At 51.8% G+C, this 19,118-nt stretch carries 18 protein-coding genes and 1 pseudogene; 12 read left to right on the top strand and 7 right to left on the bottom strand.

Annotation, left to right across the window (positions count from 1 at the left end; translation table 11 throughout):
• Nucleotides 1-4 precede the first annotated feature (4 nt).
• The 5 genes and pseudogenes from trxA to fre all read left to right on the top strand — a co-directional run bounded on the left by trxA (nt 5) and on the right by fre (nt 5,305).
• Nucleotides 5-331, top strand: coding sequence for a thioredoxin TrxA (gene trxA, locus BZG83_RS04765; RefSeq protein WP_069590219.1), 327 nt, complete (start codon nt 5-7; stop codon nt 329-331).
• Nucleotides 332-514: 183 nt separating this feature from the next.
• Nucleotides 515-1,780, top strand: a complete 1,266-nt coding sequence (gene rho, locus BZG83_RS04760; RefSeq protein WP_069590220.1) for a transcription termination factor Rho — start codon at nt 515-517, stop codon at nt 1,778-1,780.
• Nucleotides 1,781-1,968: 188 nt separating this feature from the next.
• The gene (locus BZG83_RS04755) at nt 1,969-2,931 is read left to right on the top strand and encodes a hypothetical protein (RefSeq protein ID WP_077479561.1); all 963 of its coding nucleotides are present in this window, start codon (nt 1,969-1,971) and stop codon (nt 2,929-2,931) included.
• A 74-nt stretch (nt 2,932-3,005) separates the two neighbouring features.
• A pseudogene (ubiD, locus tag BZG83_RS04750) lies at nt 3,006-4,457 on the top strand (4-hydroxy-3-polyprenylbenzoate decarboxylase); the annotation flags it as partial.
• A gap of 131 nt (nt 4,458-4,588) precedes the next feature.
• The gene (gene fre / locus BZG83_RS04745) at nt 4,589-5,305 is read left to right on the top strand and encodes an NAD(P)H-flavin reductase (RefSeq protein ID WP_077479560.1); all 717 of its coding nucleotides are present in this window, start codon (nt 4,589-4,591) and stop codon (nt 5,303-5,305) included.
• Between the two features lie 87 nt (nt 5,306-5,392).
• Here the strand turns inward: fre and BZG83_RS04740 are convergent, their stop codons facing one another.
• Together BZG83_RS04740 and BZG83_RS04735 are read right to left on the bottom strand one after the other, a co-directional pair.
• Complete coding sequence (locus BZG83_RS04740) at nt 5,393-6,292, bottom strand: carboxylate/amino acid/amine transporter (protein WP_077479559.1); 900 nt, start codon at nt 6,290-6,292, stop codon at nt 5,393-5,395.
• Nucleotides 6,293-6,433: 141 nt separating this feature from the next.
• Nucleotides 6,434-6,859 carry a universal stress protein gene (locus BZG83_RS04735; protein WP_077479558.1) on the bottom strand — a complete coding sequence of 142 codons (426 nt, stop codon included), beginning with the start codon at nt 6,857-6,859 and terminating at the stop codon, nt 6,434-6,436.
• A gap of 221 nt (nt 6,860-7,080) precedes the next feature.
• On the opposite strand from BZG83_RS04735, the gene ftnA reads away from it, so the two are divergent.
• The 6 genes from ftnA to BZG83_RS04705 all read left to right on the top strand — a co-directional run bounded on the left by ftnA (nt 7,081) and on the right by BZG83_RS04705 (nt 14,177).
• Nucleotides 7,081-7,611, top strand: coding sequence for a non-heme ferritin (gene ftnA / locus BZG83_RS04730; RefSeq protein WP_069590230.1), 531 nt, complete (start codon nt 7,081-7,083; stop codon nt 7,609-7,611).
• 50 nt (nt 7,612-7,661) lie between these two features.
• Nucleotides 7,662-8,009, top strand: coding sequence for a universal stress protein UspB (locus BZG83_RS04725; RefSeq protein ID WP_077479557.1), 348 nt, complete (start codon nt 7,662-7,664; stop codon nt 8,007-8,009).
• A gap of 96 nt (nt 8,010-8,105) precedes the next feature.
• Entirely contained in the window at nt 8,106-9,227 is a 1,122-nt protein-coding gene (locus BZG83_RS04720) for a mechanosensitive ion channel family protein (protein ID WP_077479556.1), read from the top strand.
• 76 nt (nt 9,228-9,303) lie between these two features.
• Complete coding sequence (locus tag BZG83_RS04715) at nt 9,304-10,488, top strand: NAD(P)/FAD-dependent oxidoreductase (RefSeq protein ID WP_077479555.1); 1,185 nt, start codon at nt 9,304-9,306, stop codon at nt 10,486-10,488.
• A gap of 132 nt (nt 10,489-10,620) precedes the next feature.
• A complete protein-coding gene (locus BZG83_RS04710; RefSeq protein WP_077479554.1) occupies nt 10,621-11,952 on the top strand; it encodes an ATP-binding protein in 1,332 nt (443 codons plus the stop codon).
• A gap of 344 nt (nt 11,953-12,296) precedes the next feature.
• Nucleotides 12,297-14,177: a methyl-accepting chemotaxis protein gene (locus BZG83_RS04705; protein ID WP_077479553.1), complete on the top strand. Its 1,881-nt coding sequence runs from the start codon at nt 12,297-12,299 to the stop codon at nt 14,175-14,177.
• 57 nt (nt 14,178-14,234) lie between these two features.
• On the opposite strand, the gene BZG83_RS04700 is transcribed toward BZG83_RS04705, so the two are convergent.
• A complete protein-coding gene (locus BZG83_RS04700; RefSeq protein WP_077479552.1) occupies nt 14,235-14,906 on the bottom strand; it encodes a tRNA-uridine aminocarboxypropyltransferase in 672 nt (223 codons plus the stop codon).
• A 55-nt stretch (nt 14,907-14,961) separates the two neighbouring features.
• Entirely contained in the window at nt 14,962-15,993 is a 1,032-nt protein-coding gene (locus BZG83_RS04695) for a hypothetical protein (RefSeq protein WP_077479551.1), read from the bottom strand.
• A 99-nt stretch (nt 15,994-16,092) separates the two neighbouring features.
• On the opposite strand from BZG83_RS04695, the gene BZG83_RS04690 reads away from it, so the two are divergent.
• Nucleotides 16,093-16,563, top strand: a complete 471-nt coding sequence (locus BZG83_RS04690) for an EVE domain-containing protein (protein ID WP_077479550.1) — start codon at nt 16,093-16,095, stop codon at nt 16,561-16,563.
• A 30-nt stretch (nt 16,564-16,593) separates the two neighbouring features.
• On the opposite strand, the gene BZG83_RS04685 is transcribed toward BZG83_RS04690, so the two are convergent.
• The 3 genes from BZG83_RS04685 to BZG83_RS04675 all read right to left on the bottom strand — a co-directional run.
• On the bottom strand, nt 16,594-17,403 hold the full coding sequence (locus tag BZG83_RS04685; RefSeq protein ID WP_077479549.1) for a Cof-type HAD-IIB family hydrolase: 810 nt from the start codon (nt 17,401-17,403) through the stop codon (nt 16,594-16,596).
• A 103-nt stretch (nt 17,404-17,506) separates the two neighbouring features.
• Entirely contained in the window at nt 17,507-18,526 is a 1,020-nt protein-coding gene (locus BZG83_RS04680) for an alpha/beta fold hydrolase (protein ID WP_158011463.1), read from the bottom strand.
• Nucleotides 18,527-18,655: 129 nt separating this feature from the next.
• Nucleotides 18,656-19,118 (bottom strand): AbgT family transporter (locus tag BZG83_RS04675; RefSeq protein ID WP_158074932.1); only part of this gene is annotated, 463 nt, incomplete at its 5' end.

Genomic DNA, 19,118 nt, shown 5'->3' with positions numbered 1-19,118 from the left:
GAAGATGAGCGACAAAATTTTGCAGCTAACCGACGACAGCTTTGACGCAGACGTTTTAAATGCTGCAGGACCTGTACTGGTTGATTTTTGGGCAGAATGGTGTGGGCCATGTAAAATGATCGCGCCGATTCTGGACGAAATCGCTGACGAGTACGAAGGTAAAGTCACCATCGGAAAACTGAACATTGACCAGAACGCAGGTACACCGCCTAAGTTCGGCATCCGTGGTATCCCGACATTGCTGCTATTTAAAGATGGCGGCGTGGCAGCAACTAAGGTTGGTGCATTGTCAAAAACTCAGTTGAAAGAGTTCCTTGACGCTAACCTATAATGTTAAGACGGCCGCCACTGCCTCCCAGTGGCGGTCGTTTTTCTGTCAACTAGACGATACCCCATTTTGGTGCTACCTTATTGCACGGAAATTGTACTTCTGTTCATCTCTCGAACATGCCACTGGTCTCGACACGCTAACTAATTTCAGACCTCAACTTTGACAAACAAGACACTCACCACTATGAATCTTACCGAACTGAAGACTCAACCCGTCTCGACGCTGGTTGCGCTTGGCGAAAGCATGGGACTCGAAAACCTAGCTCGCTTGCGTAAACAGGACATCATTTTCTCGATCCTCAAACAGCACGCAAAAAGCGGTGAAGACATTTTCGGCAATGGCGTGCTGGAAATTCTTCAAGACGGGTTTGGCTTCCTGCGTAGCGCAGATAGCTCGTATTTGGCCGGCCCAGATGACATCTATGTGTCGCCAAGCCAAATTCGTCGCTTTAACCTGCGCACAGGCGATACCATCGCGGGTAAAATTCGTCCCCCTAAAGACGGCGAGCGCTACTTCGCGCTATTGAAAGTTAACCAAGTTAACAGCGACAAACCAGACAACGCCCGCAGTAAAATCCTCTTCGAAAACTTAACCCCTTTGCACGCCAGCGAACGTATGGTGATGGAGCGCGGAAACGGCTCGACAGAAGACATCACTGCCCGTGTGCTCGACTTAGCCTCGCCAATTGGTAAAGGTCAACGTGGTTTGATTGTTGCGCCGCCAAAAGCGGGTAAAACCATGCTGCTGCAAAACATCGCGCAAAGCATCGCTTACAACCACCCAGAATGTGAGTTGATGGTGCTGTTGATCGATGAGCGTCCGGAAGAAGTGACCGAGATGCAGCGCTTGGTGAAAGGGGAAGTGGTGGCATCGACCTTTGATGAGCCAGCAAGCCGTCACGTACAAGTGGCCGAAATGGTAATTGAAAAAGCCAAGCGTTTGGTCGAACACAAAAAAGACGTGGTGATCCTGCTGGACTCGATTACTCGTCTGGCGCGTGCTTACAACACAGTTGTACCGTCTTCCGGTAAAGTATTGACCGGTGGTGTCGACGCCAACGCCTTGCACCGTCCTAAGCGCTTCTTTGGTGCGGCTCGTAACGTGGAAGAAGGTGGTAGCTTGACCATTATCGCGACTGCGCTGGTGGATACAGGCTCGAAGATGGACGAAGTCATCTACGAAGAATTTAAAGGTACAGGTAACATGGAACTGCACCTGTCACGTAAGATTGCCGAGAAGCGTGTCTTCCCAGCCATTGACTTCACGCGCTCTGGTACCCGTCGCGAAGAATTGCTGACTAAAGCGGATGAACTACAGAAGATGTGGATCCTGCGTAAGATTGTCCACCCAATGGGGGAAATCGAAGGCATGGAATTCTTGATTGATAAGCTGGCCATGTCGAAGACCAATGATGAGTTCTTTGACGCCATGCGACGTCAAAACTCCTGATCCGGATCGTAATTGTGAAAAGCACTGTCTGCGGGCAGTGCTTTTTTATTGCCTATTGAACGCTGACTTCGCACAATGGTCTCACCCGACATGGATGTAGCCGGATTGCTACAAGTGGTACAGGATTGCAACGGATGGCAAGATGTTTTCGCGTGTTAGTGCTGATAGCATGCCTAGTCGTAGGCACAATGCCCAGCCGCGCAGCGGTCACGGAGGCGTCAACGCCGAGCGGACAAATCGTGACACAGGCGTTTATTGATGGCTTATTAGAGACGCCTTCTACCCAGCAAGCCATGGCGATCGCGTTTCAGCGACAAATGGCTGGTGATATTGACGGATTGCGTGCTCACCTACAAAGCCTGTCGCCGTTGATCCAAGAGGCGACTTTGTTCCGACTCCTTTCCACACCCACACGGTTAGATAACCCCGATTGGCGCACTTTCTTGCGCGATCTTAGTCACCAGCAACCGCATTTTTTGTTACGTCATCAGCAAGACGGCTATTGGGTTACCACTCCCGCTTTCCACTATGCGGCAGCGGCACGTCAGCAATTAAATCGGTATCAGCACGAGCAACTGACCCAGGAGCTCGGCATGCTATTAAGCTATCGCCAGCTGGTGATTGCTGATTGGGTGAAACCTGACGGCCCTGATTATGCGCGGCGCCGTGATGCCTTGGTAGCGATGATTGGTGACTATGAGGCCAATGGTTTGGACTATTTGGCCGATCAATACCTGCATGACCCACGGTTGCTCTGGCTGCCTGACAACGCAATCTTGGCGGTGCTCGCCGAGAAAACGCAGCATCCGGAACTGTACGCGCGATTATGGCGTCGAGGCACGGATGTGTATAGCTTAGAGGCCTTACATGCCCTGAAAGGGCAGGTGAGTGATAGCTTTTCGGTAAGCCAAATGATGGCCGCGGCAAGAAACCCCTCTTTGCGTGCCACCGCGATTCGCCAGCTTGCCAGCTTGTCACCGTTGCCAGCGCCGGTTGCTGATTTTCTCGTGGCACAGCTGTCATTGCGCCAAGGTGATCAGGTAGCGCAACTGCTCGTCGAGGCGGGTAAAGGGGAATGGCTAACCGGCTTACAAGCCGAGTTGGGCCCGCTAGGCCGTCAGCACATTGCATCTGCGCTGTCGTCGCGCTAATGTCACCGCTTCACCGATCCGGATACCGGTTTGCTTGGTATCATTAAGGCGTTTATTAACCCGTTGAGCCTGATATGAAATTTTCCGATCTGCGCGATTTTATCGACTATCTTGAAGCCCAAGGCGAGCTCAAACGCATCGCCCAACCGGTGGATCCTGATCAGGAGATCACCGAGATTTGCGACCGTACCCTGCGAGCGGGCGGTCCGGCGTTATTGTTCGAAAACCCCATTGGCTATGAGATGCCCGTGCTTGCCAACCTCTTTGGAACCCCAAAACGCGTTGCGATGGGCATGGGGCGTGAGGATGTGCTTGAGCTGCGAGAGGTGGGTAAACTGCTTGCCTACTTGAAAGAACCTGAGCCGCCCAAAGGCTTTCGAGATGCGCTCGATAAACTGCCGGTGTTTCGTCAAGTGCTCAACATGCCAGCGAAAACCGTACGGCGTCCGCGTTGCCAAGAGGTGGTGCTGAGCGGCGATGAGGTCGATCTGGATAAGATTCCGGTGATGCGTTGCTGGCCCGGTGATGTGGCACCCTTGCTGACTTGGGGACTGACCATTACCCGCGGACCCAACAAAAAACGGCAAAACCTAGGTATTTACCGCCAGCAAAAGATTGGCAAAAATAAAGTGATCATGCGTTGGCTAGCCCATCGCGGTGGTGCGTTAGATTTGCACGATTGGATGCAAACCCATCCTAATGAACCATTTCCGGTGACCGTGGCTTATGGCGCTGACCCTGCCACCATTCTCGGGGCAGTGACACCGGTGCCGGATACTTTGTCCGAGTATGCGTTTGCTGGCTTATTGCGCGGCAGTAAAACCGAAGTGGCCAAGTGTATCAGCAACGATTTGGATGTACCGGCCAGTGCGGAAATCGTGATGGAAGGTTATATCGACCCCAATGAATACGCGGATGAAGGGCCGTATGGCGATCATACCGGTTATTACAATGAGGTTGAGCGTCACCATGTGTTCACTGTGACGCATCTGACCATGCGCAAAAAACCGATTTACCATAGCACCTACACGGGGCGTCCACCGGATGAACCTGCCGTTTTAGGCGTGGCACTTAACGAAGTGTTTGTGCCGATTTTGCAAAAGCAGTTCCCAGAGATTGTCGATTTCTACCTACCGCCTGAAGGATGCTCGTATCGCATGGCGGTGGTAACCATGAAAAAACAATACCCCGGTCATGCCAAGCGGGTGATGATGGGCGTGTGGTCGTTCTTACGTCAGTTTATGTACACCAAGTTTGTGATAGTGTGTGACGATGACGTCAACGCACGTGATTGGAATGACGTCATTTGGGCGATCACCACGCGTATGGATCCCGCGCGCGATACCGTGATGGTGGAAAACACCCCTATCGACTCGCTCGACTTTGCCTCGCCTGTGGTGGGGCTGGGTTCGAAAATGGGCCTCGATGCTACCAACAAATGGCAAGGGGAAACCGATCGCGAGTGGGGCACGCCCATTGCTAAAGACCCAGACGTGGTTGCGCGCATCGACGCGATTTGGGATGAATTAGGGATCTTAGACTAATCCTATTGGAATGCGCTAGCATTCACCGTAACGATAAAAAACACAGCCCAAGGCGGTAGTGATGCCGCCTCTTATAACCTCATCGGCTGTAGCAAAACGAACAGAGGAACAGAATGTCGATACTATGTGAAGTGACAGCCGTTGAGCCGTTGGCGTGTCACACCTACCGCATTGTCCTGAAACCGCAGCAAGCGGTGCGCTACCAGCCAGGGCAATACGTGATGGCGGTGATGGGCGAAAAAGATAAACGCCCGTTTTCGCTGGCAAGCAGCCCTTGTCGTCAAAATGGCGGTGAACTCGAGCTGCACGTTGGTGCGGCGGACGAGAATCCGTTTGCGTTAGAAGTGGTTGAGAAAGCCAAAGCCGTACTAGAAAGCGGTGAAGCGGGCTTTGAAATTACTGAGCCTGCCGGTGATGCTTGGCTGCGTGAGAGCGATCGTCCCTTGCTACTGATTGCTGGCGGGACCGGTTTTTCTTACGTGCGCAGCATGGTCGATCACTGTATTAGCCATAAGATACAGTCGCCGATCTTTATTTATTGGGGCGCCCGTACCCCTTGTCAGCTTTATGCCCATGACGAGATGCAAGCATTGGCGGAACAGCATCCGCACATTACCTTTATGCCTGTCGTGGAGCAAGCTGAAGGCGAGTGGCGCGGCAAAGTAGGCAATGTGTTAGAAGCGGTGATGGAAGATTTTGTCAGCCTTGGCGCTTATGACATTTATATCGCGGGCCGTTTTGAAATGGCAGGTGTCGCACGCGACATGTTCTGCAAAGAACGCGGTGTGAGTCGTGATCATCTCTACTCAGACGCCTTTGCCTTTATCTGATCGAGCCTTCTTTATCGGCTAAGTAAACAGGCAGGGCTTTCCCTGCCTGTTTTGTACTTGGGAGACTGAGGTCTTTGGAGGGCCCACCTACTGCTGGGCGGCACCCCGCTGGGCGGCACCCCGCTGGGCCTCGACGCGGCGCTTTACCCAAGTTTGGTTAAACCACAGCGCGGCTAAAATCAGTATCCCACCGCTGAGTAGCGGCAGAAGATCCGCATCGCGGTTCCAAATCAGCACGTTCACTACAATCCCGGCTGGGATCAGCGCATTGTTCATCACCGCGAGTGCCCCCGAGTTGACCAGCGTAGCGCCCTTATTCCAAAAGAAATAGCCCAGCCCTGACGCGATAGTGCCTAGATAAATTAATACACCCCACTGGGTTGGCGTAGCAGGCAGTTTGTCGCTATTGCCCAACAGTGCGAAAGCCAGCACGCCCACCACTAAGGCGCCAAGATAAAACCAACCGAAGACCGCATGTTGGGGAAGGGGCGTTTGCTCCTTCTCAATCAGGTATTTGTAACCGACTTGGCCAATCGCAAAGCAAAGGTTCGCACCTTGTACCACCAAAAAGCCGACCAGAAAGTCTGGATTGACGGTGGCGTAGCGGATCACCACGGCGCCGAGCACCGCTATCGCGGCGGTGACCAGATACCACGCGCTAAACTGACGCTTCAAGGCATCGTAAATCAAGGTGACGTAAAGCGGGGTAAAGACGGTAAACAGCAGCACCTCTGGCACGGACAAGAATAGGAAAGACTGATAGAAGAAGCAGTACATGATGCCGAGCTGACATGCCCCGACCAGCATCAGTTGAGCGGCAAAGGCCGGTCTTACTTGGCGAGGACGCAAGAAGGGTAAAAATACCAGCCCGGCGAGTACAATGCGCATCATGACCGCGAAATAACTGTCCACTTGGCCGGCGAGATACACCCCAATCAAACTAAATGAAAAGGCCCACAGCAGTGTGACCCCGCTAAGATACCCCATGACTCGGTTCCTTCGATATTGTAAATAAAAAGGCAGTGTACCGTTTCATCGCGGGGACGCAATTGGTTCGCTGAACACAGTGCAATAAGGTCAAAAAGAAGGCGGAGTGACCGCCTTCATCGCCCTGTGTGACGTCAGAGATTAGTCGCGGATCGGCACCATCAACAGATCGACCGGTGTTTTGTTGAGCAGCTGCTTGGTAGATGAGAGCAGCGAGCTCCAAAAGTCTTGGTGATGGCCAACGACAACCAAATCAATTCCCATGTTTTGAATCGATTCTGTGATCTCTTCAGCAAGGTCGCCGCTGCTAACCAGGGTATGCGTCACTGGCACCTGTGCGTTGCCCGCCAGTTGATTCAGTTTGTGCTGAGCTTCTTCAATGACGCGGTTACGCGATTCGACCAAGTTAATATCGATAAGTCCGGTATAAAGCTCGGCGTAATTCACATCGATGTGGACCAGCGATAATTTCGCGCCGACAGCTTGGGCAAGAGAATCGGCTTTGGCCACCAAACGTTCGCTGTCTTCCGACAAATCAACAGCAACTAAAATATGCTTATATGACATATAGTTATCCTTTTTATGTGAGGTTGTCATCGCAGTCTAGCGAGCTTGCGTATTAAAAACAGTCACTGCGATCGCATTCCGATTAAGAATTCGACAATGATGTTTGTCATAAATTCGGCAGATGACTCGGCACCACACACGTTTGTCGGCGATATCCGCTTGAAAAGGGACGTGCTGCTGGTCAGAATGACAGCTAACCCCAAATAAAGAGGACGTTTTATATGTTAGCACCCGCCATGGTTGACAGACTCAATGAGCAGATCAATTTGGAGTTTTTCTCATCAAATCTATACTTACAAATGAGTGCTTGGTGTGAAGACAAAGGATTTGAAGGCGCTGCGCGATTCCTCCATAAGCACGCGCAGGAAGAAATGCAGCATATGCAGCGTCTTTTCACCTACGTGAGCGAGACTGGTGCGATGCCTATTTTGGGCTCAATTGACGCACCGCGCCACGAGTTCGCATCATTGGGCGAAGTATTCCGTGAAACCTATCAACACGAGCGTTTAATCACGGAAAAGATCAATAGCCTAGCGCACGTTGCGTTTACAACTCAGGATTACTCAACCTTTAATTTCCTGCAGTGGTACGTGGCTGAGCAGCACGAGGAAGAAAAGCTGTTTAAAGGCATACTCGATAAGATCGAGTTGGTGGGCGAAGATGGCAAAGCCTTGTTCTTTATTGATAAAGACTTGTCTGCCATGGCTCAAGAGGACTCATCGTCAGTGATGGACGGCACCGCAGGGCTGTAAGTTTATCTTTCTCCCTCGGCCGCCTCACTGGGTTGCGGAGGGAGATGTATATGAACGGTGATATCCTAATTGTGGCAGTGTTTACCGTCACATTGGTTAATTTTGCGCGCTACTTGTCTTCACTACGCGCATTGGTTGTGATGTTACGCGACGCCAATCCATTGCTTTATCAGCAAATTTGTCGTGGAGATAACAACTTTTTCTCACTCTCACCCCAAGGCGATATTTCTCGTCAAAAGCGCCTGTACCAGTACATTCGTAGCCAAGAGTACTTGCACCATCATGACGAGCTGTTTGTGGGTAAGTGCAATAAAGTCCGTCACCTGTTTATGCTTAATGTGGCATTGTTCGGTGCTTTGCTCGCGACCTTTTTTCTTGTCGCTTTTGCGGGCTGGTAAGCGAACGCTCTCATATCCAACAAAATGCTGACTCAGGTCAGCATTTTTTTTGTTAGGCTGACAACATTCTGAGAAAAACCGTCTGTTGAGGAAAGCATGCAAAGCCTGATTGACTGGTGGCAGACCCTACATCAAGCCGCCGCGTGGGAATGGATTTCCGATGTGGTCACTTTAACTGGTTTTAGTGCTATCGCGTGGGCGATTTGGCATGTATTAGTGGGGCGACTCAAAGCGCTGGCGGAAAAGACCATTACCCGCTGGGACGATATTATTTGGCCGGCTATCGATACACCGCTAAGTGTGCTGATTTGGCTATGGCATGCCTCGCACTCCATTGAAATTATCATCGATAATACCGCTGGCGATGTCTCGCTCAGTTGGCTCACCTTGGTGCAAGACTTGGTGGTGGTGTGGGTGGTCATTTGGATTTTGCTGCGCTTGGTCAACAGCGGTGAAGAAGTCATGATTGAAACCGGCAATCGTGATCACACCACCATCAACACCATGGGCAATATACTGCGTGCGCTGTTTGTGTGCGTGGGGATTATTTCTTTGCTGCAAAGCCTCGGGGTCAGTGTTTCTGGCCTACTGACCGTTGGTGGGGTCGGGGGTTTAATTGTTGGTTTTGCCGCCAAGGACTTACTGTCGAACTTCTTTGGTGGGGTGATGATTTACTTTGATCGCCCATTTAAAGTGGGCGACTGGGTACGCTCTCCCGATCGCAATATTGAGGGCACGGTGGAAAAAATTGGTATTCGCATGACGGTGGTACGCACCTTTGATTTGCGCCCTTTATACGTTCCTAATTCAGTATTTAGTAACGTAGTGGTGGAAAACCCCTCGCGGATGCTCAACCGCCGCATCTATGAAACCATCGGACTACGTTACCAAGACGCCGATAAAATCAGCGCGGTGATTGATGATGTCTATGCCATGCTTGAAGCCCACCCAGACATTGAAACCCGACAAACCTTGATTGTGAACTTCAACAGCTTTGGCCCACACTCGCTCGATTTCTTTATTTACACCTTCACCAAAACGGTGAACTGGCAACGTTATCACCGCGTGAAGCAAGATGTGTTGCTGCAAGTGATTGGTATTATTCATCAGCACGGTGCGGATATTGCCCTCCCAACCCGTACGTTGCATATGGACCCTCGGATGATTGAGCAAAACGTAGGTGCCATGATGGCACCACCTGAGGTGCAGGCGCGTTAAATCGCGCTTGCCGCTCACGTGCGGGCTGCTACAATGCCGCTCCCACAGGGTGAGCAGAGAATAAACAGGTAAGCGTGTGACTAAGTATGATGTAATTGTGATTGGCGCCGGTGCGGCAGGATTGATGTGTGCGGCACAAGCTGGCCAACGTGGCCGCCGTGTTTTGGTGGTGGACCATGCCAAAAAACCGGGCCGCAAGATCCTGATCTCAGGCGGCGGGCGCTGCAATTTCACCAACTATGACGTCACCGCCAATAACTTCTTGTGTGAGAATCCGCACTTCGTCAAATCCGCATTGGCGCAATACACCCAATGGGACTTTATTGGATTGGTGGCCACCCATGGTGTGGCCTATCACGAGCGTGACCACGGCCAGCTATTTTGTGATGACAGCGCTAAAGATATCGTTAACCTGCTGTTGGCCGAATGCGACCAAGCCACCATCAGTCAACGCTATCGCTGTGAAGTGCATGATATCGAAAAAGAAGAAGCCGGCTTTCGCCTTAAACTCAATGGAGAGCCGGTACGCTGCCAGTCGTTGGTGGTCGCCACGGGCGGCCTTTCGATGCCCAAGCTTGGCGCCACCCCTTTTGGTTACCAGCTTGCTGAGCAATTTGGTCTAAAAGTGCTGCCCACTCGCGCCGCCTTGGTGCCGTATACCTTGCACCAAGAAGACAAAACGCGCTTTGCCGATATTTCCGGGGTGTCGGTGCCATGTTCGATCACCACCGAATCGGGGGTGTGTTTTACCGAGAACCTGCTCTTTACCCACCGCGGCTTATCGGGACCGGCGGTGTTGCAAACCTCCTCGTTTTGGCAGCCGGGCGAAGCGGTCACCATCGATTTACTCCCTAGTGAGTCGCTAAAAGACGTGCTGGTGGCGATGCGTGATAAGCATCCCAACCAAACCTTAAAAACCTCACTGTCTCGCCTATTCCCCAAACGTTTGGTCGAGGTCTTGATTGCGCGCGATAGCTTGCCGGATAAACCGCTCAAGCAGCTCRATGACAAGCAGCTCGATCAACTTCATCACTACTTTCACCAGTGGTCTATTGCCCCAAACGGCACTGAAGGTTACCGCACTGCAGAAGTGACGCTTGGTGGGGTGGATACCCACGCGATTTCCTCGAAAACGCTTGAAGCGCGAGATATTCCCGGCCTGTATTTTATCGGTGAAGTGCTAGATGTCACCGGCTGGCTCGGCGGCTATAACTTCCAATGGGCCTGGAGCTCCGGCTGGGTGGCCGGACAGCATGTATAAAAAACGTGACCAAATGCACGTTATCCTACTGAATATATTACTTAATCTCTAATCACATAGAGAATCTGCTGCGGGGTGGATAAAGGATGGAAACGCCCCGTTTTTCCTTAAGCAGAACCAAGGAGTGGTTGAGTGATTTCTTTTCTTAGCGTGAGAGAGATATGCCGTGGTATATCGAATAAAAACACGCTCTATACGTTTCTATTTGTGCTGCTTCATCAGTCTTCGATTGCTTTTTCTATTTTCGCCTCTGTGATGGTCTCAGGCTATATTCTTGAAATTAATCAATATTATGAAGCATTGAAGCTCTGGGTGTTCCTATATATTGTCGCGATGATTCTTCCCCATATAATCGGCTACTTTTCTGATGTGTATAAAGAAAAGTGGTTGTGTGAATCACTGAGTCGATTTTGGCAATCCGCGACTAATCGCTATCAATCTTGCACTGACAGTCGCACTGTCGACCATACGCTGGGCGTGTACGTTTCTCAGGGGAAGAGTGCGATTTCTGACTTTATTGGCTATGCCTTTTGGGGGATGTCGTCTGGGCTCAACTTCTTCCTGAGTCTGCTAATGATCACCGCTTTTATTGATTGGCGTTTTTTTGTCAGCGTTATGATCAGTGTGCTGCTTATCTTGGGGTTCAATAAAACCATTTCCTCGCACCTAGAAAAGAACGCTGTTACCACCCATAAAGCGGGTTCATCACTGACATCAACGTTATCGACTATCCATGACAATGTACATTTTGGTTCGTCGGTGAATGCATTGGCTTATCAAACGCGCTTCGAGGAAGGGAAAGCGAAATACTTAGGGCTGAGAATCAAAGAGGCTGWGTTTAGGTATAAGGCATTGTTGGTCTCTTCCTTACTCGCGCTTGCGCCAACTTCCTGTGTATTACTGTTCATTTTTACGTCTAGCAGTGTCCCGATGGAGGTAAAAGTGGCGTCGATTGTTAACCTCACACGCATTTATCATCTTTTAAATTCTGCGTCTGATATTGTTAGCTTGTTAATCTCTTTTCCGTCTATCAAAGGCCAGCTGTCGGTGATGACGTGTTTTTCGAAACGTAAGTCACTTTACCAACCACAATGGAATGTCGCGATCCTTAAAGATAACGAGAGCGTTGATACTGTGAACCTTACTCAAGCGCAGGAGGGCCGTTTTCGCGTTGTTGGAGAAAACGGATCTGGGAAAACGTCTTTCTTAAGGCACCTCTGTGCCAAAAATGATTATCTCTACTTCAACCCGTCTAAGCGCTTACTGTGGCCTTGGGATGATTCAGCAATACTGTCTGATGGTATGTACTCYGCCAAGAGTATTCAGTGGTTACTGGAAAATAGTTCGGGTCACTTGATTCTGGATGAATGGGATGCGTTTCTCGATTCAGAGAATACGAAAAAGATAGGTGCGCTGATTGATTCATATGCAGATAGCCGAGTTATTATTGAGGTCCGCCAATAGGCCGCGTTTCTGTAGGTCTTGCGAGGAGTGCTTAATCCTCAGATGCTTGCTTTTGTRTTGTTTGCAACAAACTGCGTATCATAAGCGATGGTTGGTTTATGTGATCTTTGTTCTAAATATTCTCTAGTTGACTGTTTTTTGTCTAAAAAATGGCAATCTTTGTTGCGCGCTGTTACATTAGCGCGCGCTTGCCATGTCGGATAAAAATTATCCGGCGCTGTGAACCCGCGACGCGCAGGATGGGCTCGCGGTACCCTAGGGACGGGGTGACGGCTGTTCACTATTGCTACCTCGGTTATCGGGGAGTTTGGAATTAACCTGTCGTTGCTTTGAGAGCCGTTCCCATGCAGTTATCACTAAAACAAAAATTAATTGGGGCATGCTTATCTGCTGTATTGCTGATGGCCGCCTTTCTCACCTGGCTTGCTGTAAGCCAAATTCAAGCCCAAACCCAGTCGAGCATCTATAGCCGCGTCAGTGGTATCGCCGATGCGGCGACCGAATCGATCAGCGGTTGGGTGCAAATCCGTGCCGATATCACCAGTGCCTTTACCGATTACACCAGCAGTAGCCATCGTGTGAGCTATTTACAGCAAGCACGTGAGGCCGGTGGGTTTGACGATATCTATTATGGTACTCCAAAAGGCGCCATGTATCGCTCGCGCCCAGAGCGCAACCGCGATGATTATGACCCTCGCGCCCGCCCGTGGTACAAGCAAGCCGTGAGCGCGGGTAGCCCGATTATTACCACCGCATACAGTGATGCGATTACTGGTGCGATGCTGGTGACCTTGGCCGAGCCGGTGCGTCGTAATGGCGAATTAATCGGTGTGGTGGGCGCAGATGTGTTGATTGACCAGCTGATCCGTGACGTGACCCAATTAAAAGTGGGCAAAARTGCGAACGCGATGCTGTTAGGTGCTGATGGCACTTTTCTCGCCCACAAAGACAAAGCGCGCCTGCTAAAACCGTATCGCAGCCTGTCTCCTGAGCTGAATGAAAACCGCGTGCGTCAGGCGTTGGCACAGCAATCGCTAGTAGAATTGCCTGTCGATGGGGTTGATAAACTGTTTTATTTTGCGTCGGTTCCTAACACCGATTGGGTAYTGGCGATTGAGCTGGATAAGCGCACTGAATACGCAAGCCAGCGTGATACCTTGTTCAATCTGGTGCTGACCGCGGTGGTGATCACTTTGCTGGTGGCCGGTGCCGTGACGTGGTTGATGTACGTGTTGTTCCGTGACTTGCTCAATGTATCCGCCGCGCTAGAAGAAATTGCCTCCGGTGAAGGGGATTTAACCCAGCGCCTTGAGCCACACAGTAATGATGAAATTGGCAAACTTGCCAACAACTTCAATCGCTTTGTCGGCAACATGCACACTATGGTGTCACACTTACGTCAGCTGTCTGGCTCGCTCAAGCAACAAGCCGAGCTGACCGCAGCACAAGCGGAAGAGCGCTCCACCCGGATTGGTCATCAGCAAGATGAAATCAATATGGTGGCGACCGCTATCCATGAAATGGCCTCGGCGACCCAAGATATTGCCGGCAATGCCGATAACACCGCGCGCACCGCCCAAGAGACTGAAAGCGTTGCCAACGATGGCGGCCAGCAAGTGGAGCAAAGTAAGCACTCGATCACCGAGCTTGCCCGTGAAGTGGAAGCGGCGACCGGTGTGATTGGTGAGCTGGATCAGCATGCGCACAGCATCACCAGCATCTTGTCGACCATTCAAGAAGTGGCTGAGCAAACCAATCTGCTGGCATTGAATGCCGCGATTGAAGCAGCACGCGCCGGTGAGCATGGCCGTGGCTTTGCGGTAGTGGCCGATGAGGTTCGGATTCTGAGCCAGCGTACTCATGCTTCAACCACCGAGATTCAGCAGATGATTGATACCTTGCAGCAGGCAACCGGTCGCGCGGTGACCATGATGCAAGACAGCCAGCAGCGTGCTCATGCCAGTGTGGAAGATGCTAGCGCGGCGAACGAAAGCTTGAGCCAGATTGTCGCGGCGGTGAGCCAAATTAGCGATATGGCTACCCAAATTGCCTCGGCAGCGGAAGAGCAATCGAGCGTCACTGCGGAGATCACCCGTAACTCAGAGGGCATTCGCGATGTGTCCAATGAGCTATCGACCGAAGCGGATGAAGCCGCGCGTCAAGCCGCGATGTTATCCGAGCTTTCTCATAGCCTCGAGCAAGAGATCAGCCGCTTTAAGCTGTAGCCCATAAACGACGTAAACGCCGAGCATGGCAGCGCGCTGTGCTCGGCGTTTTTTTGTTCACGCGTTTGACGTCAGCATCTTGGGGGCGGGGAGCGGTGTAGTGTGATGGTGGCGATCGGCTTCGTAGCTCTCCATAAAGTGGACAAGAAAATGGTCCAGCTGCGTGGCGGCGTTCACGTCGCCTTGGCTTCGTAGTAATGCACTCACCGCTTCACTGGTACACAGGTGTCCCGGTGGTTGGTTGCGCCTAAGCGTATATTGTGAGGCGGTAGTCGACGGCAAACTGACCCGTGGCAGACCATTGAGCCACGGACTTTTATTGAGCATTTTTCGCGCCTGCTGCCAAGTGGCATCCAGCACCACAAACTGTAACGGCGCGCGAGGTGCATTGGTGGCGGCTAACGTCTCCGTGCAAGAGACAGACCGAGCCGCGTCAGCGAACAGTCTATCGGCGGGGATAGCATCATCACTGGGAAACAACAACCAAGGTGACACATCACCGCGCGCCCAGCTGTCGAGCAAGGCTTGCGGTGGTTGTTTGCGTTGCCAAATCTCTATCTGAGTGTGGGGCAGCGCYGCTTTAACCAGTTTGCCGGTGTTGGATTGGCGCGCCGCTTCGTYTTCGTGCATCACCAGYACRCATTGCAATTGGCTTTCCAGCGGCCAATAGCAGTGACAGATACAGTGATAGGTAAAACCGCATTGGCGGCAGGGCGAACGGGCCATCATTGTCTCCTTTGTTAACAGCGCGCTATTGTGCGCAAGCCCAGCCACGAATGCCAGGTTATTGTTGGCTGCTGTCTGGGTTCCTCACTTGGCGTTTAAGTGTTAACCCCTTTGTGCCCAAAGGATACGTGTTGCCATTAAAGGTTTCCTCGGAGGCGGTGAGGGTAAACCCGTTGCGTGTATATATGCGCTCAGACACCACCATTTGCTCACCACTGCGGGTAGTGAGCACTTGGACTTGATTCTCCCCGACTGGCTGCCAAATCCCGGTTTCTTTGGTCACCGCTTCCCCTTGCGGGTGGTAGCTGGTGATGGCGCTATGATCAGGCAGCAAGGTAAGCTGTGTGGTTAAAACCGGCTGACCGGGACTTTGACTTTGCCCTTGATATTCGCCCGCCCAATGCTGCGAGTGATCATACGAGGGCAGCAGAGCACAGCCTTGGTAGGTGCGTTGGGGCGTTTTTAGGGTCGCGCGCCAACCGTACAAGGTAGTATTACTTTGCTGGCAGCCAGTTGCGGTTAGCGTTAATGCGGCATTGCGCGCACGAAAATGGGCGGTGGTGTCATCCCTCTGCTTGCCTGTCAGCGGTATCTCTTGGCTATCCCCGTCGCTTTCCCACGCCATATTATGTTCGCCAACGGCGGCAGACCACATGCGTGGTGATTGTCCGTCCGCTAAGACGGCATGGCGGGGTTGCGCGCAGCTATTGAGTTCGGTAGTGACTAGATTGATACGCGTCATGGTGACTGACGCAGGATAGTCCGCGCTAAAACCGCGGCTTTCCACTGGGGTAAAGAAGCCTTCAAATTCACCATACACAGGCCCACCCAGCTGATCGAGTGCCGTGCGTTGCTCATGGCTTAAGTTCAGCCAGTATTGCTTTTGACTGCCACAGGGTGTGAAGCTGGCCGTTTCAGGGCTGACAGAGACCATACCACTGAGCATAAACGGGGTCGGTGTATGGCTTAGCCCCGCGTCTAGCATGTCACTGCGATGACCCAGTTCAACAGGGCCTTTCGATGAGGTACAGCCGACTAACGTGAGTAGGCTAGCGGTGGTGATCACCAGTAAACGATGGGGACGTTGCACACGACACTCCTTGTGAATAGTGGGCTCGTGCCAGACTTGCACCGATACACACTGACGGGCAAGATTGCCGACAACTGCATCGAATGAGAGTGAGCCAACATGGGTTATTGGTTATTTAAAACAGAGCCAGATACGTTTTCGATAGACACCTTAAAGCAGCAAAAGGTTTCATGCTGGGAAGGGGTGCGCAATTATCAAGCGCGTAATATGTTGCGTGATGAGGTTAAGGTAGGCGATCAGGTGTTGATTTACCATTCCTCTTGTAAGCATGTTGGGGTGGCTGGTGTGGCGACCGTAACTCGCGAGTGTTATCCCGACCATACCCAATTTGAGCCAGACAGTGGCTACTTTGACCCTAAAGCCACCCCAGAAGCCCCGCGTTGGTTTATGGTGGATGTGGCGTATCAGCGTCATTTACCGTTGATTACGCTGGCGCAGATGAAGCAAAACCCTGCGCTGGCTGAGATGCCGTTGGTGAAAAAAGGTAACCGGCTGAGTGTGATGCCGGTTACCGCAGCGCAATGGCAGACCATTCTGACGATGGCGGGGGAGTCGTGCATCGTCAGATGACATCCTTGGCTCACACTGTGAGCCAACCGCTTAGTATTGTGGTGCGAGCAGGTGCGCGTTTAAGTAGCGCGCGACTGCCTCATCGGCATGGCTGCCAATAATCGCGTTGTCCGACAAGGTGGCTTTGACGCGCGCTTGTGCGGTAGCCATCACCAAGCCGCGACCGGCGGCGCGCAGCATCTCGACATCGTTCATGCCATCGCCAAACGCGATACAGTCGGCCAGATTGAGCTGATGACGACGCGCGACTTCCTCGAGTGCGGCGCCTTTGGATACCCCATTGCCCATCACTTCCAAGCAGAAGGGGGTCGAGAAAGCGATACTGATGCTATCGCCGTATTGCGACAAAAACTGATGCTCATATTTGAGTAAGTGGTCGTGATCGTGGCGAATAAAGAAAATCTTCGCGATGTTATCGACCGGTGGGTTGTCCACATCAAACTCCTTAGCGTTAAAGCCAGAGTCTTGGTGATAACGTGCGAGCTCTTCATCCATTTTGCTCAACAGCCAATCATTATCGCGATACAGGTGAATGGTGACGGTTGGATCGTGCTTCACCTCGTTAATCAGGCTTGCGACGATCGCGGGATCAACGTTGTGCTGATACACCAGCTGGTCATTGCTGTCGTGTACACGGGCACCGTTWGAAGTGATCATATAAGCAGGGATCCCCACGGTTTCACGAATGCTTGCCACATCAACATGATGACGTCCGGTGGCGAACACAAAGTGAATGCCTTGCTGGTGAAGTTGTTGCAGCACCTGCTTGGTATAGGGGGCGATACGGTGCTCGGGGGTTAGCAAGGTACCGTCCAAATCAGAAGCGACGAGTTTGTACATCATGTCCTCATTGGTTCAGGCGATCATAATCACAGTATGCTCTGAGTCTACTGCAACTTATTGGGGTTAAAAAGGGAACAGTATCACTGTCTTTTTTCCGCTTTTACTCGCCAACATAGCGCGAGAAAAAGGCATCAATCTCACGCAGTGCTGTGACTCTGTGATTATCCGTTTCGAATAAAATTTCATGCCGAGCACCGTCGAACGTTCGCCATTGGCTGGGTTGACCGGCTTGTTTACGTACGGCGTGAAATTGCGACATCGCAGGGTTAGAAACGATCAACTCTTCGCCCGCTTGGCAGATAAACGTCGGGGTGGTCAGCGAGGGAGCAAGGGCCAGACAGCGCGTCCCCGCGGCTAATCCTTCCGCTATCCAACGCGCGCTGGGTCCACCGATTTGTAGCTGTGGCTGGTTGATATAAAGCTGGCGAAACCACGCATAGCGGGCACGAGAATGAGTGAGGCGATTTTGCTCAAAGGGTACATGGCGATAGCCGACTTGGCCGGGTCCAAAGCGTGGTGGATGTTGGTAGCGCGCTAAGGAGCGACATAGCCAAGGGGCGATACGCCCAAGCCAAGGGCTAACTTGCACACCAAACATGGGGGCCGTCAGGGCGATAGCTTGCACAGCCCCCGGATACTGGTGAGCGTATAGGGTGGCAATTGCCCCGCCCATTGAATGGCCGAGCATAAACCAATCATCATAATGACGGTGGGCACGGACTTGTTGCATAAATGTCGCCACATCCGCGACATAATCATCAAAGCGTTCGACATGGCCCAGATCGCGTGGCTTTAAGACCAAGCGTTGAGACAAGCCTTGGCCGCGGTGGTCAAAGCTGTAGACGTCATAGCCCATCTGAAAGAGATCGTAGAAGATCTCTTGGTATTTCATCACGCTTTCAATCCGGCCATTAATCACCACCACCGCTTTGGTGTGTTTTGGGTGAGTAAAACTGCACCAATGCAGTCTTAGGCCGCCTTCGCCATGAAATGTGCCCTGTTCGCGCTGTTGCCAAAAGGGGGTAATGGCGTCTTTAAAGGCATCGGTAAATTGGGCTTCCCGCGCCATTGCGTCAGGGTCAAAGGCCGCCGGTTTGTCGGCATGAGCTGGGGTTGTCATTGTCATTGCTTACCATCGCTGTGATAAAGCTACTATAACCGCCTTCGGGTAGGGATGAAAATGACGGGATAATGAAAAGAAAAAGGCAAGCATGACTGCATGCTTGCCGAAACCATCCCGCTGGGGGAATTACTGATTGAAGTTGTAATACGTTTCTGCGCCGGGGCCGACAGGCAAACCTAGCACGAAAACCCATACGTAGAATAGGATGCTCCATCCCACCATAAAGATCATCGAATAAGGCAACATGGTGGCAATCAAGGTGCCTATGCCAAGGTTTTTCACATAGCGACACGCCACCGCCAGAATCAGCCCGAAGTAACTCATCATCGGGGTAATGATGTTGGTGACGGAGTCGCCAATCCGATACGCCGCTTGAATCGTCTCTGGGGCATAACCGACCAGCATCAACATAGGTACAAAGATGGGGGCGGTGATGGCCCACTGCGCCGATGCCGAGCCGACCGAGAGGTTAATCAGGCCACACATCAAGATGAAGGCAAAGAATAATGCTGGCCCGGTTAAACCGATGGTTTGCAAAAAGTCAGCGCCGCCGACCGCAATCACTTGGCCAAAATTGGTCCACTTAAAG

Source organism: Salinivibrio sp. PR919 (genome assembly GCF_001995355.1).
GTDB lineage: Bacteria > Pseudomonadota > Gammaproteobacteria > Enterobacterales > Vibrionaceae > Salinivibrio > Salinivibrio proteolyticus.
This window is presented reverse-complemented; position numbering and strand designations above follow the sequence as displayed.